Origin of the sequence: Lacunimicrobium album (genome assembly GCF_052161635.1) — a bacterium.
Taxonomy (GTDB): Bacteria; Planctomycetota; Planctomycetia; order Planctomycetales; family Planctomycetaceae; genus SXPC01.
Genome location: NZ_CP197413.1, coordinates 2,148,024 through 2,165,449, shown reverse-complemented (window position 1 = coordinate 2,165,449; position 17,426 = coordinate 2,148,024). Strand labels below are relative to the sequence as shown.

Sequence of the window (17,426 nt, the reverse complement as noted above, 5' to 3'; positions counted from 1 at the left end):
ATTTCGCCTTCCCAGTCAAAAGAAGGCGATCAACTGTGCCGTCATCTGCGAAAGTGCCGTCATTTGAGAGCGATCATTAGTGATATTCACGCCAACCTGGAAGCCCTCGAGGCCGTGCTGGCAGACATCGACGCGCAATCCATCACTGAACTTTACTGCCTGGGTGACATCATCGGCTATGGCCCGAACCCCCGTGAATGCATCGATCTGATCATGCAGCGGGCCAAGGTCACTATCCTCGGCAACCACGATCAAGCAGCCATGTTCGACCCGGAAGGTTTTAACGCCGGTGCCGAACGAGCCATTTTTTGGACCCGTCGCCAACTCGAATCCGCCGACGCCAAAGGCAACGAAAAACGCTGGGACTTTCTCGGCGAACTCCCCCGGATTAAACGCGAAGGGGAAATCATGTTCGTCCACGGCTCTGCTCGAAACCCGCTCAACGAGTACGTCTTCCCCGAAGACGTCTACAACCAGCGAAAAATGGAACGCATCTTCGGACTGGTCGATAAATACTGCTTCCAGGGACATACTCACATCCCGGGCGTCTTCTCAGAAGACCTGATGTTCCTGTCTCCGGAAGAATGCGACTTCAAATACACGCTCACCGACCGTAAAATCCTCGTCAACGTCGGTTCAGTTGGTCAGCCTCGCAATGGTGACAACCGTGCCAGCTACGTCGTCCTTGACGGCAAGACGATCAATTTCAAACGTGTCCCTTACGACTTCAACAAGACAGCTCAAAAGATTTACCCGATTCCCGAACTGGATAATTTCCTCGGTGATCGCCTGCGAGACGGTCGTTAATCACCGGCAAATTTCGGTCACGACTGGAATTGCTTAAACCATCCAACGCCCCCGGGCGTTCCGAGCGTAGCCCTACTTTTGTTTTTTTGTCGCCCGACTGCTTCCACGGAGGACCCAGGGCGACGTTTCCTTTTTGATATCGATTCGAGCTCTCCTGTCATGGAACAACGACGTCTCATTACTTACGTCATCACCTGCGTCGTTTTCTCATCGGTCTGGTTTTACCTGATCGTTCCGACGTTCTTCCCACAACTGGTTCCAAAGCCTCCCGTCAAACCAGACGCAGCCAACGAGCAGAAACTCGCTGACGGCGAAGTCAAACCAGCCGACGTCAACGCCAAACCCGCAACACCCGACACCAAACCTGCTGAAGAGGGTCAGCCGGCCGCCGCGGAGGAGAAGCCACCGGTTGAAGTGACCAGCTACCCTTACCGTGAAGTCGTCCTCGGCTCCCTCGATCCGAAATCCAACTACTACTATCAGGTCAGTTTGACATCGAAGGGGGCGGGCGTTTCTCGCATCGAGCTCAATGACCCTCGTTACTCGACCGATACCGACCGCGCTGTTCCTCTGGCTGTCGTTGGTAACAACCACAATCCTGAACTGGCAACCCTCCAGACCAACATCCCTTACATCGATGACCAGCTCAAAGGCAAATCGGGCAAGCTGGATGTCATTAACTGGAAGGTCAACGAAGAACTGACCAAGGACGACACCGCCGTCTTCGAATACCCGTCTCCCGATGGCAAAGTCACCGTTCGGCGCACTTACACCATCCAGAATGGCAAGTCTGACGCGCGCGATACCGATCCCACCGGCTACCTGCTCAAAACCAAAATCGAGTTCATCAACCAGTCGGGCGAAGAGCTCAAGCTTTCGTACAAATCACATGGTCCAGTCGGTCTGCCGCTGGAGAACGTCGATAACATCCAGCGATTCCGCAATCTCCAGTTCGGCATGTTGAATGTTGAAGGGGGGGTTAGTCACGTCCAGGTGACCGCAGGAGAGCTGGCCAATCAGTTCGAAGAAGCACAGACAGAAAATGATCCCAAAAAGGTCGAAACCTACACGGGCATGTTCCAGTTTCTCGGACAGGACGTCCAGTATTTTGCTGCCCTGCTCCACCCCGTCGGCAGCCAGCTGGAATCGTCTTACATCGAACGCGTCGTGCCTTACCTGAACCTTCCAGGACGTGACCGCAATCACACGGACTTCGGTTTCACCTTCGAATCGAAGCCGGTAGCCGTCGCCAAAGGCGAAACCGTCGGCCACGAATACCAGCTCTTCGCGGGTCCTAAACGCAGCCCGCTTCTGGCATCGCTCCGAGCCGACGACATCATGGAATACGGTTGGTTCGGCTCGATCGCCAAACTGATGCTCAGCATGATGAACATCTTCCACCGTTACCTGTTCCTGCCTTACGGCTTGTGCATCATCATGCTGACGGTCATCGTCCGTGGTGCCATGTTCCCGCTGTCTCGGAAGCAGGTCCAGGGTGCTCAGAAGATGAAAGAGCTTCAGCCGAAGATCAAAGAGCTCCAGACCAAATACGCCGACGACAAGGAAAAACTGGCTCGCGCCCAGATGGAACTCTTCGCCAAAGCCGGTTACAACCCGCTCGCTGGCTGCCTGCCGATGCTGTTCCAGCTGCCGATCTTTATCGCCCTTTACAGCGCCTTGCAGCACTCGGTTGACCTGCGAATGGCGAGCTTCCTGTGGGTCGATAATCTTGCTGCCCCCGATCACCTTTTCACTCTCCCCTTCACACTCCCGTTCATTGGAACCAACTCCTTCAACCTGCTGCCGATCCTGACGATCGTCCTGTTCATCGTGCAGCAGAAGATGTTCATGCCGCCGCCGACCAACGATGAGCAGGCGATGCAGCAGAAGATGATGAGCTACATGATGGTCTTCATGGGCTTCATGTTCTACAAAGTCCCCGCGGGTCTGTGCGTCTACTTCATCGCCAGCTCATTGTGGGGTCTGGCCGAACGGAAACTCCTCGACTGGACCGGCGCCAACGAGCCGCCGGCCTCAACCGACGACAAAAAACCAGACGTTGAAAAGAAACCCGGCTACTTCAGCAACCTCATGAAGCAACTCGATCAAGCCGCCAACGACCCGCAAGCCAAACAACTCTCAAAAACCAAGAAGCCGAGTTGACGTAGGGTCCGCTGTGCGGACCTTCAATGCGGTATGATTCCAAGAGGCGGCTACTACTCAAATAGCCGCCTCTTTCTTATTAGACAGCTCTTTTACGGTCCGCAAAGCAGACCCTACAATTCTCGAATGCACCCAGACGACACCATCGCTGCCCTCTCCTCTCCCCCCGGCTCCGCCCCGCGCGGCATCCTCCGACTCTCCGGCCCACAGACACTTCCGATCGTCGAGAAAATCTTCACCCCGACTGATACCTCCCGCTTCGACACCGCAGTCTCAAGAGAAGCCCCTCGTCTCCACCATGGCTCACTGACCGTCTTCGAGAAGTTTCCCCTCGACGCCCTGCTCTACTTGTGGCCGGGCTCGCGCAGTTACACCGGCGAACCTCTGGCCGAGTTCCACCTCGTCGGCTCACCGGTCATCCTCGATCACGTCCTGACTCTGCTTTACCAGTCCGGCGCCCGCCCCGCCAAGCAAGGCGAATTCACCCTCCGCGCCTTCCTCGCTGGTAAGCTCGATCTGACTCAAGCTGAAGCCGTCCTCGGCGTCATCCATGCGCGTGATGACGACGAACTCAAAACCGCCCTCTCCCAACTTGCCGGCGGTCTCTCGACTCAACTCCAGGCCTTAAGACTCGCCCTCCTCGACCACCTCGCAGATCTCGAAGCCGGCCTCGACTTTGTCGAAGAAGACATCGACTTCGTCGACCGCTCGTCCCTCATCCTTAGCCTCAATGAAGTCATCAGTAAGACGCGCGAACTGCGCGACGCAGCGTCCAACCAGTTCCGTCAGGACCACCCGTTCAAAGTCGTCCTCGCGGGGCTCCCGAACGCTGGCAAAAGCACGCTCTTCAATGCACTCGCTGGTCAGGACGCAGCCATCGTCTCGGCTGTCCGCGGCACGACAAGAGATTACCTGCGTCACACCATCCAGTGGCATAACACCCAGATCGAACTCATCGACACCGCAGGCTGGGAACAAGACCCTTTCGGCCCTATGCAGCAAGCCCAGCGACTCCGAGAAGAAATCATCAGCCAGGCCGACGTCCTCATCTGGTGCACATCTCCCGACATCGCCTCTGACCCGATCCTTGGCCCGATCAACTCAACCCACGCCGATCTGCTTCGACACCAACACGACTCCGTCCTCCACGCGTTCACCAAGTCGGACTTGCTTCCCACTTCACCCAACGAACATTACGACATTCCCCTCAGCGTCCACCAGAAAACCGGCCTCGCCGAGATCCAGCATCTTATCGAACAAACCTGCCACGCCCACCAGCAAGGCGAGCAACGTCTTCTCGTCGGCTCGACCGCCGCCCGTTGTCGCGATTCCTTGAGCAAAGCCCTCGAACTCCTCGAATCCGCCCTCTCCCTCGCCCAGTCCCGCACCGGCGACGAACTCATCGCCAGCGACCTCCGCTCCGGCCTCGAACACCTCGGCGAAATCACCGGCGCTGTCTACACCGACGACCTGCTCGACCGCATCTTCAGCAAATTCTGCATCGGCAAGTGAGGTTCCACAACGGGTAGCTTGCGTGCCATGCTTGCAGCTTTGAGCAAGCATGTTCTGAACGCTCCAATGTCAAGTGAAGCAGCATGCTCACCCAAAGCTGTGAGCATGGCACCATCTAGGCACCGGGCGCAAAAAAAGAGGTGAAAGCCTAGCCTAGCCTTCACCTCTCGGTTGATCTTCAGGAATACAAGCCACTCTACTCGGCTGCAATCACCATGCGGTTCTCAACATTTCTCACACCTGGCTCGAGCATCATATACATCTCGAGCAGTTTTGCTTTCTGAGCATTTGGAACAGTCCCGGTGAGGATCGCGGTACCGCCTTCGTACATCTCGACCGCAACGGAATCATTCACTCTCTTCGCTGCGACGAGTTTGCTGACTTGTTGTGGCAGTGGAGCAGAAGCAAACGTGCGCGGTGCACTTGGCTCAATGTTGAATCCCAGACGAACCCCGCCACGGATATCAACCTGCTTGATCCGGCTGTTCAAACTGGAAAGACGTGAGGCACTATTGCGTTGTTGATAATTCGGCGTCTGCATGTTCAGCGATTGAGTCCCTGCCTGGGCATTCCCGACGAGTCCTCCGGCATTATCAGTGAAGCCAACCATGTCGTTGCCGAAATCGCGACTGACACTATCTGCTCCGCCTGCATTTGCATTGATGCCTTGAGATGCTCCGGTTGCTGAACCTCGCGTCGAGCCCTGACCGCCTGTCGTCCCACGAGAAGTCGAACCTGTACTGCTGTTTCGACTTGAGGCGGATGTTCCTGATCCAGTCCCTGACGTGGTGCGCGACTGTGCCGACACATCTGCGGACCAGAGAACAAGTAACGTCAAGCAGGCAGTAATTCGAAGCATATCGATCTCCGTGAAAGGCGACTGGTTAACCGTGTCGCATCGAACATTGACTCTGCTTCAACACCGATATTGCCGGGTTGGATTCGCAGTATCGGCCGGAATAGCCAGCATTTTCGAAAAATGGACTCGGCTGGTTTCACACTGAACGAGACATCGTCAGTGACCAAGGACATTCTCAGTGACCAAAAACATCGTCAAAACTGTCTGATTTGGCAGGCTCCGAACTCCCCTCTGCCAACGGATGACCACTGACTGCGGTTCGCTTCCGAGCCGGCTCAGCTGGCTTGGTCTCCGCAGGAGCCAACTGATGTGACTCGAACGCCGGTTCGTCGGACGCCGACGACTGGGATGTCGCTCGCGGCGTCTGGGCAGTGTCTGAAGGAGCCAGTGAACTCTGAGGCGTCAGGGTCATCACCTTGAGAGGGTGTGCCTGCTCATCCTGCGGTTCCGTGCGTGTTTGAGCCCCCACTCGCGGACGCACATCTGGCTCTTCATGCGAGGCAAGTTCAATCCCAGTCCCCCCTCGCAGAAATGGTTTGTAGGTCTTTGTCATGCTATTGACAGTATTGGGCAATTTCTCGTGTTCAATAACATCGTAGTTGGATGCCAGGCTGACTGAGTGGTCACCTGGTTTTGGATCGGTGATTTTGGCGATTTTCTTGCCGGACAGAACGATCGTCGATTCACTCGACAGAACATCGCCAGACGATTCGCTGTTGTACTTCATTCTCAGCGTGCATTTGGCTTCGTGCATTCCCGGACGGGTATAAGGCAGGAACAACTGGTACGCCGGTCCGAGTTTTCCTTCGTTGTAGTAACCCTGCAGAGCTCCACCTTTGAATTCAAAAATGTGAATTGGTTTGGACTGCTCTTCGACACTTCCGACGTCGTCGAACACATAAACCTTCAGATCACCATCGACCTTGATCGGTCGCTTCGAGCCCTGAGCAAAGAACATGATCTGCCCGGCGAATCCACGGGTCGGAACGCCTTTTGTGCTCTTGCCTTCTCCCGGTTGCCAGATCGCCATCACTTCGACGACTGGCAATCCCTTGTTCTCTTTAGGCTGCCGTCCCATCAGGGCCGTCGTCATGGAAAGAGTACTGCAACCACTGGTCAAACTGATCAGGACAAGTGACAGGACAATGAAACTCTTGGTGTTCATAGACGGGCACTCCCTGGCTTGGCGGTTATCGAATTTGGTGGGCTCAATTTCAGATCTCCCGGCGGCATGATGGTTGAGGGAACATCCGATTCCTCCAACCGTCGATCGATGTATTCCGATTCCAGGGCAGGAGCAGGCGACATCGTTCCATCGGGCATCATTTCCAGATTCTGGAGAGGAACACCTTCCATCATCTGACTGGCACCTTCTTGCGGAATTCCGAACAGTGGCCCGTGAGCCTTCTCTGCATCTTCTACCAGGAAGTGCAGACGACCTGCTTCGACTTCCTTGATCAGCTCATTCTCACAGTCATCGCCGATCACGCGTGGCGTCAGGAAGATCAGCAACTCACGTCGAGTCGTCGAGACGGAGTCATAGCGGAACAGGTGATTGATGATCGGGATATCTCCCAGCCAGGGAACCTTGCGTTGAACCGTATCATCCTCTTCAGTAATCATTCCCCCCAGTACGATCGTCTGACCCGATGTCACGCTGACCGTCGAGCGAGCCACAGTCACGTTCTTAACAGGTGCAGTAATCGTGTTCCCGGTATTGGCATCGACGAAGATGGGGACTCCACCTGCAGTCGTGTAGTTACTTTTCTCCGCGACGACATCCATCACGATCTGACCATCAGGGTTGATCCGTGGAGTGACGTCCAGAATAATCCCGGCGGTATCGTAGGAGACGTTCGGGTTGGCAATTCCTGTCGCTGAAAGGCTGACCCCATCAACAATCGGGAAGTTCTGACCGACCTGGATTTGAGCCAGCTGGTTGTGAACGGTTCGAATTTGTGGACGCGAGAGGATCTGTGTGTTCCGTCGAGCCTGCAGGGCACGAATCAGAAGGCTGACCTGCTCGGAACTGGCTGAAAGAACCAGCCCGCCGAATCCCAGCTCGCTATTGGCACGACCGACGCCGAAGTTTGTCAGTGACTGAGAACCGACGGTATTAGGACTACCCCCAGGACCGAGGTTGTTCCCCAGCGGGTTGCCGTTGTTGAAGTTATAACCAGGTGATCCCGACTGAGAAACGATGTTCTGAGTGGTTGTCTGAATGTTCTGGTTGGTCGTTGTCTGAGTCAAAGTTGTGATCGAGTCAATGATGCTTCGATCGAACAGCACCGAATCCTGAAAGCCAAGCTCGATCCCGAATTCATCTGTGTTATCAAGGGCAACTTCGACCAGCAACGCCTGAATGATGACCTGGGCAGGGGCTTTATCGAGCTCGTTGATGATCCGCATGATTTCATCCATGTACTGCGGAGTCGCTGAGATCAAGAGGTTGTTGCCGTTTAGGTCCGGAACCACAATGACTTCTCGTTGCAGCTGTTCAGCCAGGCTGATGGCATCCTGGTCGAGCTCGGCGAGTTCTCGTTGTGTTGTCAGGAACTGGTTGATCGCTTCAGAAATCTGTTCGGCAGGACTGTTATTGAGCTGAATGACCTTGCTGTTCCGCTGACGCGAGTCACTTTGGTCGAGCTTCAGCAGGATCGCTTCAACCTGAGTCAGGGCGTCTTCGCCACCGATCGCCAGAATGCTGTTCGTGCGGATATCGACTGAGAATCGAATCGGAATCAGGCTGCTCGCCGAGTCACGAGCACCTTGAACCGGGATCGTTGAAGACACTGCATCGGTCGCATCAAACAGCTGAGACAGCATATCCGCAGAAGCAGTCGCGTCTGCAAAGCCCAGCGTGAAGACCTTGATGACCGCAGCCGCATCAGCAGGACGGTCCAACGCAGCAATCAGCGAGCGAATCAAAGGCAGCGTACGAGCAGGGGCAATGACAGCCAGACTGTTGCTGCGAATATCGGCTGAGATCCTCAGGTCCGACAGCACACCCGAGCGGATCAGTTCCGCTTGTTGCCCGCTTCCAGACAGGAATTCCAGGACAATCGAGCGAGCCGAGTTCTGTGTCGCAGCACCGGCGTTCGTCAACTGCTTGGGATTCAAGGCTTCATCGATCGATTCATTCAGGAAGTCCGCGATTTCCTGAGCTACGGCATACTTCAGAGGGATCAGTTCAATGCGGTTGATCGCATGAGATTCATCTCGATCCAGACCTTCCAGGATCTTCGCGACTTCGGTCAGGTCTCGCTGAGAACCCTGTGCAATGACCAGATTCGTGCGGTAATCCGCAGAGACCCGGGCCCGTGACTTCATACCGACGTTTGTCTGATAGAAGTCTTCGATCACCCCGACAGCAGCCGCCGCTGTGGCATTTTTGAGCTGGAACAATTGAATCATCGAATCGGCTTCCATCGGGCGATCAAGCTGATCGATCAACTGCAGCACGGCATCGAGTTCAACCGTCGGAGAGACAATGATCACCGAGTTCGGCTGCACGACCGGAATCACGTTGACCTTCACCTGATTTCGGCTGGTCCGCTGATCAATCGATTGCACCGAGGTATAAACACTGTTGAGCAGTTCTGTCAGTGCTTCGCTGTTGACGAACGACAGGTGACGCAGGTGAATCTCTGGCGTCATCCCGGATGACATCCCCTCGATCGAGCGGATGATTTCCATGACCGCGTTGATGTCCTGCTCGTTACCTTCCAGGACCAGCATGCCAGAATCGGGCAGTGACTCGACTTTCACATTCCCGCGGATGCGGTTCAGAATGCTGTTGAGGTCAGCCGCAGTTTTCGGATCTGCTTGACGTGATGGATCGACGGCCTGTGCAGGTGCAACTGGCGGTGCAGTGATCGGAGTATCGCCTTGCGGTTGTGCCTGTGTCATCGCGATCGTTTGAGCGCGACGTGGATCTTTCAGCAACTCACCAACCACTAGTGGCAGCTCTTCCGCCATCGGAGCAACACTCGGAGAGACCGTCATCAGCTTCTGATTGGTCGCAGCCACATCAGCACGATCAAGAATCCGACACAGTTTTGTCAGATCCGCTTTTGACTTGGCATCGCCATCGATGAACAGTTCGTTGGATTCCGTATCCAGGGCGATTTCAAACGTGACAGCGGGCTTGCTGTCCTTGGCTGGCGTTTCCACGCGGAAAGAGGGAAGCCCCATCAACCCTTTGGTAATGAGTTTGGCATCAGGCTGATAGGCGGTATAGATCTGCTTGGCGATATCGACAGCGCGTCGATGCTGCAGTTCAACATGTGTGTACTTGGCATTATCAGAGTCCGTCACACTGGCGGTCTGGACAGCAGAAAACGCGGGATCGTCTTCGCCAGACGCTGATCGGACGTAACTGTCTTTCAGCGTTTTGGCTGGTTCAACGTCGGCTTGTTCTGGTGCATCCGCAGACCGGCTGACAGTTTTCTTGACTTCGTTGCGCTCATATTCGGGGCGGAACGAATCATCCCGCAGGACGATCAGAAATTCGCCCTTGTCGACAATGCGGAAATTCTGAGGTCGCAACTCTTCGTTCAGGATGCGAAGCACCTGAGGCAGCGTGTATTTTTTCAGGTCCGTCCGGCTGTACTTGCCGCGAGGGACTTCCGGCATGACAACCTTCTTGCCGGTCTTTTCGCCGACAGAATCAAGCACAGACTTCCACGAGGCACCGACGTAATTGATCCGCAGTTCAATTTCGTCCTTAGCCTGGGCAGTCGACTTTTTGTCACTCTCTTCGGGTGATTCGTCAGCAGACGAACTCGTGGTTGCTTTTTTGCTCGTCCCCGAGCCTGCCATAACAATCAGTTGATGACCGAAGGTCAACCACAGGCAGAATGATACGATGGCCACACGCGCGTACATGACAAGAGCATCCTGACATCTTGTTTGGTGGGGACATCACCAGACGTGATAAAGAAGGGAGGGTAACTTGAGGCAGACTTGCTCAAAGGAAGGGGTCGTGCTGAATTCGTGTCTGAATTGACGGCACTATCGGTATTATCGTCAAAGTTTAACATTGCCTTGAGAACAATCCTTAATGTTTTTGCAGCCTTCCGATCTTGCCTGTCTTCTCGATATTGCCGCGCAGCGAAGAAAGACTGGAACGCAGAGCACGCAAAGGTGAGCAGAGAAAGCATCCGGATTCAGCGCACAGGCGCGAAGACGCCAGGAACAGGTATCAGAAGCACTCAATAAATAACGTTCGACTCTGCGAACCCCGCGACCCTCTGTTCCCTCTGCGTTCCAACTCTCTCTTCTTTACAGCGCCGTCCGCTCCGCTACCGTCTTCCCTAACGGCAGTGCATAGGTCTTCTCTTGCGACTCCATCAAAACGCGGTCGCCTTCGATGCTTTGAATCGTTCCTTGAAAGCCAGACGCATCCAGCTTCTCACCCACTCCCAGCAAAAAGCCTTGCTGAGTTCGCTGGTCTTTGAACCAGACCTTCTGCTCTCCATTGATCGACGTACTTCCGAACAGCATCAACGTCGTCTCTTTATTGTGAGTCACCTGGATCGTGACCGATTCCCGGTCCGTCATGGCTGGCTCACCATTGTCAGTCACAGTCACTGCAACCGTGTACGTCTTGTTCTCCTGATCAGGTTTCGGCGACCAGACCAGTGACCGTGTCGCAGGATCGACACGCAGCCCCTCGGGGACGGTCCCGCTGACGGAGTATTTCAGTTGTTCAATTGGCGTCTCCAGATCCTTCGCCGACAAAGGCAGGCTCCAGGCTTCCCCGGAATACGCAACCTTGCTGCCGAGTTCTTCGAGCGTCGGCGGCGTATTCGGATCCCGAATCAGGACGGTCAAATTGCGAGCCGCAGTTTCCTTCCCGTTGGCGGTCGCCACCTTGAGCCGGACAGGAATATCACCAATCGCAATGTCCGCAGCAGGATTCCATCGAATGGTTCCGCTGGTCGGATTCAATGTCATGCCATCCGGTGTCGCCCCGTCGAATTCCCAAGTCAATGTTCCTGCTTCAGGTGAGAAACCACTCGTTCGCAACGTGGCTTCGAACGGCGTTCCCCTCGTCAGACGTAATGACCCCGCGACTTCGATCTGAGGATTCGTCCGCACAACAGGCAATGGCAACGAGAACGGACTCGCTTTGACAACAGACGCCCACGTCTCGCCAAGCTGGTCGGCAGGGCGTGATTCATCGATATAATTCAAACGAGTCCCGCGCGGCAGTGTCCGGTTTTGTTTCCTCTCCCCAACCGGTTGGAAAATCCAGCCAGACCCGTCGTCTTCGACGTTGATCAACTGGAACTTGTCCTGACCAATCTGGAACTCGAATGGCAGATCCTCCAGGCGCACCGTCGGCGGCTCAACGCGTGAGTAAAGTTGATTCGCTTCGAGTCGATCGACGAGCTGCCACTGTGTATAAGGCAGGGGGCGTCGTTTGGCTCCGTCGATCGCCATCGCTTCGGCAGTGAGCATGATCTTCATCGGAGCATTGGGCTCTTTTGAAGACGGCTTGATGTCCAGTCGCTCGATACGATGAAACAGCTCCGCTCCCTCAAACATGCTGACAAATCGAGCCAGCGATCCCAGAGTCGCTTCGCCTTCGACAATAATCGAGACAGCAATCGCCGTCTTATCAGCGACCAGCTTGGTATTACCGGGAGTGACCGTGACGTTCTTCCACCCGCAATCGTCAGAAAGGTCTGTCAGCCAGGACTGATACATCCGCTGCGCGACGAGCGGGTCAAAGATCAGACCTTCCTTCTTCCACACCGCCATCTGAGACGCGGCTTTCAGCAACGCCCCTTGTTTGGCGTCAACTGCTTCCAGGTCCGAGCGAAGATTGGCAATCTTCTGCTCTTTATCTTTGAATGGCTTGAACAGCCAGTCCGACAGACCTGCACTGCCAAAGTAGCCGATGATGACAACCAGCAGACCGATCGCCAGATATTTTTCGCGTGACTTCATATGCTTCGTACTTCGTCTCATCTCTCTCGAGCGGCGGGGTTCATCCCCGCCGTCCAAGACGATTGAATGATAAGTTCTTCAGGATCTTGGAACTGATGATGGATCCACTGCGGTCGTCTGGCTGGGACGAGGAGTCTCTTTCTTCGGACTTACCGCAACGGCTCGTCGGGAGGGGATATCGAGCTCAAGCTTGAATTCCACCGGATAGTCCCGATCTTTCTTCGTCTCCTCATCAATTGGAGATGGCTTGACCCGCAGACCCTTCTGGTTGAGTTGCTCGAAGAACAACTCGACATCAATCCGTTTTTTCGCCACACCTGATGCCACCACGCGGGCACGATATTCACCAGTCAGGGGAATGATCGAATAGCTCGTCAAGAACAGCTGACGCGTTCCTGGCAGCGTCGTCAGCAGTTCGGAAAAGTGGTTCGACAGCTCGACCTGTTGAGACACATGCTTATCAATCTTCCCGGCTGCAATTCCAATCGACTCACGCGCCTTGATGAACGAGTTCCCATCCGTAATCTGAGTTTGAATGGTGCTGATCTCGTCATCGAGTTCAGCAAGTTTCGAGTTCCAGATCCATGTCCCCACTCCAATCACCAGCACAGCTGCAATGCCGCCGATGATTCCGTAGAGCATACGTCGATCTTTCTTCGCAGCCGATTTGCGAGGCGAAAGAAAATCAACCTGTTCTTTATCAGCCGGAATTCCCTTGAGCCCCAGTAGCGCCAGCTTCCCGATCGCCGGCTGACTTTCCATCAGTCCTGCATCGATTTTTCCCTTGAAGGCTTTCGTCGAAACCAGTTCAGAGTCGATAACGGAAACCGGTGTGTCCAGCTTCTGAGTCAGTTCACTGACGAGCGCAGCAGCTTGTCCCCAGACGAAGACAGGAACTTCATCGCCGCTCGTATCGACGTTCATCAGCAGACGACGAACTTCTCCCGCCAGTTCCCCCACAGCCAAGTCCGCCTGGCTGTTTCGACGACGACAGCTCGCCGCTGCAATCCCGTAACCATCATTCCAGATCGACTCGATCCGATGCTGATCCGCCCAGATCACAACCGCCTTCTTGATAAAGTCAGGCTTGGCTGCGGAGACCAGACACGAACTGACCAGAATCCGATCGATCGTCGCGCTGCACAAAGTCGCGACGGCCCTGATCTGCACCAGAACATCCGACGGCAGGCTCGCCGCCATCACGATCCCCGGATGATTCGGCAGATAGTCAACCACAATCATTTCCGGAGCAGTCCCCAACTGAGTCGCCATCTGAAACGGCACGACAATCGGGATCTCAGCCTCCGGGACTCCCGGCAGTTCCAGTCGACGCATCATGACACGATCACGCGGCAGAATGACCGTCCAGTGGGAAACGCTCACCTGTTTGAGAGAAAGCTCGCGCGCCAGCCATTCACCCAGTTCGCGACTGCGACGAAGATCCCCTAAATCCTCGGGCGCGACGAACTCATGCACCTGCACGCCCATCACGTCCTCACCCGAGCGCGAGACTTCCACGCAGGTCACGCGCGGCAAATCCCAGTCTATGAACAGTTCCTGCATGATCACTTACTTATGGTCAGTGGATGGATCGTCGCACACTGTCAGATCGACAGCATGCAAATGCGTATCTTCGGGTCTCAAATTGTAGGGTGCTGGTGAGGCTTGGCGAACCGCACCAATTGTGCTTCCTGCACCAAAAACAGGAATGAGAAGACAGACTCTAACAAAACACACAAGCCGGGTTTGTCCGACCGCGCCCGATGGCAGCCAGACAAACCTGGTTGGAATCCGTGTCGAATTTGAGGGTTGTGTCAGTTACTCAAGGGACTCGTGGTATTCGTATCGACCGTCTCCGGCTTGATGACGACGTCTTCATACGCCTTCCCGAGCATCGAGAGGTCGCGCATCCAGATCAACGACGGCGTTCCGCTCGATGCATCAATGATTGCTTCGACGCGAACACTTTGCGTTCCCTTCTCTGGATACCCGATGCTCTGCAATCGGAACGTTTTCGATCCGGTCGTGATGAATTGATCGAGCATTCTCATCTGCTCGACGTTCACGACCCCCTCGCCCATCAGTTCTCCGGAATATCGCCAGTCACCCTGTTTGGCGAGAATTCCATCGACCATCGCTGTCGTGATGTCAGGCAAGCCGGTCAGAACTTCGCGGGTCGCATAGTTCAGGTCGATCCGCCCCGCCAGACTCGCTTCATCCGTCAGGCTCAGCGTCGTATCGATATCTTCGAGCACGCTCAGATCAGTCGAGACCCACGGACTGGTCAAAGTGACCTCCGCTTCGTTTTCTGTGTACTTGACAGAAGACTCAAAGAGTTCGTAGATGCTGGCAATCTGAAACTTCGGTTGCTGTGTGGTATCAAGGGGATCAGTCGTGCCACTGGTATTGGTACTGTTCGAACTCCCGCTGCTGGCTGTCGTCTGAGACTGCCCCGAGACATCGCGCGATTTAATGACATTCACACCACTGGTACTACTTGACCCGGTCACGGTATTCACGCCGCTGGAAGATCCGCCTCCCCCGCCACCACCAGTCCCGCCGCTTCCTGAACCGGTGCTTGTGCTGTTCGTCGTCGTTCCACCACCCCCTCCGCTTTGGGCAGTACTGGTCCCCACTCCGCCACTATTGCTCCCTCCACCAGAAGAACTCCCACCGCCAGAGCTCGAACCCCCGCGACCACCGCCGCTGCTGCTCCCGCCGCTGGAAGAGCCTCCTCGCCCCGATCCACCCGAACTACTGCCTCCGCCGCTGGAACTCCCGCCACCGCCACTGCTCCCACCTGATCCGCTCCCGCCACTGCCTCCCATACCGGTTCCACCATCGGTCCCGCCCTGCGCAGCAGCCGTTTGCACCGGTCCATACAGTCGATACGCGATGATATATTTCACGACATCAGCACTGAAGACACTGGCCAGATCTGTCTCCAACTGAGCCAGGTCATCGGTGTTCAGATTGATTTTCGCGGCTCCATCCGGTTGCAGATTCGACTCCGCGCTCCACAACGTCAGATAGTGGTCAAACCCGTAGCTGAGAGCGCCATCTCCATTATCCGTCGGCCATCGCAGGTCACCATCGTCTTCATTGATATCCAGAACGCGATTGTGATTCACATCCTCACCATACAGCAGATCCAGCGTCATCCCGGGTATGTTGAGCAGATCATCCAGACTCGACAGCGGGCCATTGCGAATCAGATAGCCTTCCTCGTCAGTCTCTGTTCCAAAGTCTCTCGCCTGCGCATCACTGTCCAGGTAATCCAGAATCGTATCCGCCAGCGTCTCCGTCATATTTGGGATCGCAATGAGAATCTCGCGCTGATCTTCTTCACTCAACTCCGACAACACGAGGGCATTGAGATTGATCTTCCCCCCTTCGCTGTCAAACCCGTAACGCAACGGCTGTCCCGTCACGATATCTTCACCGACGACAATGCTAAATGCCCCCACTGGCCCCGAGCCATCCGTCGACTTCACGCCCTGCTGCGCAAACAGCGCGATGTCATCATAAACCGACGTGACATCGAATTCCGGAGCCGCCATCATCGCCATCGCCACTTCGACGCCCGACTTCGCCCACAGCCTCGCTTGCGCCTCGCGAACCGCCAGACTCGCCGCCTCGCGCTCCAGCGCCATCTGATCCGCATACCGATAACAAACCAGCGTAACAAACGTCAGCACCGCCAACACGACAACCAGAATAAATCCCGGCCGAGTTTTTTGAACGTCTGAATTTGCTCTCGGAAACGAATCTCGTCTCATAACCCGCTCCCTCCGCTACTGCCACTTCCCAAACCCGAGGAACCACTCGACGTCGAAGAAGACGTCGAACTCGCTTCTCTCACAAATCGACTCATCTCCACCACAAACACCCGCTTCAAAACTTTGCCCGCACCAATCGTCGCCGTCTTATCATCAGTGACCCCTTCCGCACCCATCTCCAGCGTCATCTCGATACTCATCGGATACGCTGCCATCAACCCAGAGTCCCAGTCTTCATACCAGTCGGTGCCGTCAAAATACCGAAACGTAATGCTGCGAACTTCCGGAACGGCTGTCAGTCGCACGTCTCCTGTGATGGTCTCCGTGGAATCGACGCCCATCTCCTGACGCAGGATCTTCAGACTCGAATTCGCGGCATCGACTTGCACGATTCCCGAACCATCCCCCAGCGGATTCCAGACCACGACTCGACGACGTCGCGTCATCCCGGTCACTTCATCGGTCGTTGTGGAACTCGTTGTCACCGTCGCGTCAAACACACGCTTCCACTGTGACTCCGTCATTACAGCATCGATTCGCATCTCGAGCCGATCCGGCGTCCCGACCATTTCCGACAGAGACGCCAGAACTTCCCCTTCTTCTTTCACGACGTTATCGGTCGCTTGATCGTTGATCGTCGCGAGCTGATCGGTCAACTCCGTGTCTTCGCTACTCGTTTCTTCGACCGACAGCGGCACCAGATGCGATAGGTCCCACTCAAACTGCCGCATCAGATTCCGTCCCAGCTGCGACTGCACAATCGCATCCCGACCCGCATTCTGAGTCCGCGAAACCAGCAACAACGCCTGCAGCGTCGCCCCCAGAATCAAAGCCGACAACCCCGCCGCGAGCACAAGTTCGAGCAGAGTAAAGCCCGATCGCCTCATGATCCGGATCCTCCCGTCAACGTGTCGAGCGAATCGGTTTCCGTCGTCGTACTGGTTTCAGGAGGAATGTAAATCAAACGCGACAGCTCTACTTTCGCATTCTGTTTTCCAGTCGTGTTCACATGGAAAACGCGAACCAGACAGAAGTTCAATGGCAGACCTGAAGCATCAGGCTCCACCACAACTTCGTACGTCCAGAGTTGATCATCCGCAAAAGCAGTCTCGCCAACGGAAGCCATCTCTGTCACACCGCTGACGACTTCATCCAGGACCGATTCCGCCCTCACCAGTGCTTCCAGCTCGAGCGCCGCCCGCACCGCACCTTCATTCCCAACCGATATCAACGAACTCAAAACCGCAAAGCCACTGGCGAGAATCGATACCGCAATCACGACCTCAAACAACGAAAGCCCCAGGCGAGCGGGCGGGAGCAAGGAGTCCGCTCGCCGATGAGGCGAGATT

Annotated in this window: 11 protein-coding genes; 3 read left to right on the top strand and 8 right to left on the bottom strand. The window is 55.4% G+C overall.

The annotated features are described in order from the left end of the window. Positions 1 to 63 precede the first annotated feature (63 nt). The 3 genes from SH248x_RS08530 to SH248x_RS08520 all read left to right on the top strand — a co-directional run bounded on the left by SH248x_RS08530 (position 64) and on the right by SH248x_RS08520 (position 4,482). Complete coding sequence (locus SH248x_RS08530; RefSeq protein WP_459558109.1) at positions 64 to 807, top strand: metallophosphoesterase family protein; 744 nt, start codon at positions 64 to 66, stop codon at positions 805 to 807. Positions 808 to 966: 159 nt separating this feature from the next. Then, on the top strand, positions 967 to 2,970 hold the full coding sequence (gene yidC, locus SH248x_RS08525) for a membrane protein insertase YidC (RefSeq protein WP_459558108.1): 2,004 nt from the start codon (positions 967 to 969) through the stop codon (positions 2,968 to 2,970). A gap of 126 nt (positions 2,971 to 3,096) precedes the next feature. Continuing rightward, a complete protein-coding gene (locus tag SH248x_RS08520; protein ID WP_459558107.1) occupies positions 3,097 to 4,482 on the top strand; it encodes a tRNA modification GTPase in 1,386 nt (461 codons plus the stop codon). 196 nt (positions 4,483 to 4,678) lie between these two features. On the opposite strand, the gene SH248x_RS08515 is transcribed toward SH248x_RS08520, so the two are convergent. The 8 genes from SH248x_RS08515 to SH248x_RS08480 all read right to left on the bottom strand — a co-directional run bounded on the left by SH248x_RS08515 (position 4,679) and on the right by SH248x_RS08480 (position 17,398). Continuing rightward, positions 4,679 to 5,341, bottom strand: a complete 663-nt coding sequence (locus tag SH248x_RS08515; protein ID WP_459558106.1) for a hypothetical protein — start codon at positions 5,339 to 5,341, stop codon at positions 4,679 to 4,681. Positions 5,342 to 5,516: 175 nt separating this feature from the next. Next, positions 5,517 to 6,506, bottom strand: coding sequence for a hypothetical protein (locus SH248x_RS08510; protein ID WP_459558105.1), 990 nt, complete (start codon positions 6,504 to 6,506; stop codon positions 5,517 to 5,519). Beyond that, a complete protein-coding gene (locus SH248x_RS08505) occupies positions 6,503 to 10,228 on the bottom strand; it encodes a secretin N-terminal domain-containing protein (protein WP_459558104.1) in 3,726 nt (1,241 codons plus the stop codon). The genes SH248x_RS08510 and SH248x_RS08505 overlap by 4 nt, the downstream gene beginning before the upstream one ends. Before the next feature lie 396 nt (positions 10,229 to 10,624). Then, positions 10,625 to 12,298, bottom strand: coding sequence for a putative Ig domain-containing protein (locus SH248x_RS08500; protein WP_459558103.1), 1,674 nt, complete (start codon positions 12,296 to 12,298; stop codon positions 10,625 to 10,627). A 78-nt stretch (positions 12,299 to 12,376) separates the two neighbouring features. Beyond that, positions 12,377 to 13,861: a hypothetical protein gene (locus SH248x_RS08495; protein WP_459558102.1), complete on the bottom strand. Its 1,485-nt coding sequence runs from the start codon at positions 13,859 to 13,861 to the stop codon at positions 12,377 to 12,379. Positions 13,862 to 14,112: 251 nt separating this feature from the next. Further along, positions 14,113 to 16,077 carry a hypothetical protein gene (locus SH248x_RS08490; protein ID WP_459558101.1) on the bottom strand — a complete coding sequence of 655 codons (1,965 nt, stop codon included), beginning with the start codon at positions 16,075 to 16,077 and terminating at the stop codon, positions 14,113 to 14,115. Then, on the bottom strand, positions 16,074 to 16,964 hold the full coding sequence (locus tag SH248x_RS08485; RefSeq protein ID WP_459558100.1) for a PulJ/GspJ family protein: 891 nt from the start codon (positions 16,962 to 16,964) through the stop codon (positions 16,074 to 16,076). Before SH248x_RS08485 ends, SH248x_RS08490 begins: the two co-directional genes overlap by 4 nt. Further along, positions 16,961 to 17,398: a type IV pilus modification PilV family protein gene (locus SH248x_RS08480; RefSeq protein WP_459558099.1), complete on the bottom strand. Its 438-nt coding sequence runs from the start codon at positions 17,396 to 17,398 to the stop codon at positions 16,961 to 16,963. The genes SH248x_RS08485 and SH248x_RS08480 overlap by 4 nt, the downstream gene beginning before the upstream one ends. Between the last annotated feature and the right edge of the window lie 28 nt (positions 17,399 to 17,426).

Excerpts from the sequence above, each read along its gene's own strand:
- yidC (WP_459558108.1), top strand. The coding sequence starts at position 967 with ATGGAACAACGACGTCTCATTACTTACGTCATCACCTGCGTCGTTTTC.
- SH248x_RS08520 (WP_459558107.1), top strand. The coding sequence starts at position 3,097 with ATGCACCCAGACGACACCATCGCTGCCCTCTCCTCTCCCCCCGGCTCC.
- SH248x_RS08515 (WP_459558106.1), bottom strand. The coding sequence starts at position 5,341 with ATGCTTCGAATTACTGCCTGCTTGACGTTACTTGTTCTCTGGTCCGCA.
- SH248x_RS08510 (WP_459558105.1), bottom strand. The coding sequence starts at position 6,506 with ATGAACACCAAGAGTTTCATTGTCCTGTCACTTGTCCTGATCAGTTTG.
- SH248x_RS08505 (WP_459558104.1), bottom strand. The coding sequence starts at position 10,228 with ATGTACGCGCGTGTGGCCATCGTATCATTCTGCCTGTGGTTGACCTTC.
- SH248x_RS08500 (WP_459558103.1), bottom strand. The coding sequence starts at position 12,298 with ATGAAGTCACGCGAAAAATATCTGGCGATCGGTCTGCTGGTTGTCATC.
- SH248x_RS08495 (WP_459558102.1), bottom strand. The coding sequence starts at position 13,861 with ATGCAGGAACTGTTCATAGACTGGGATTTGCCGCGCGTGACCTGCGTG.
- SH248x_RS08490 (WP_459558101.1), bottom strand. The coding sequence starts at position 16,077 with ATGAGACGAGATTCGTTTCCGAGAGCAAATTCAGACGTTCAAAAAACT.
- SH248x_RS08485 (WP_459558100.1), bottom strand. The coding sequence starts at position 16,964 with ATGAGGCGATCGGGCTTTACTCTGCTCGAACTTGTGCTCGCGGCGGGG.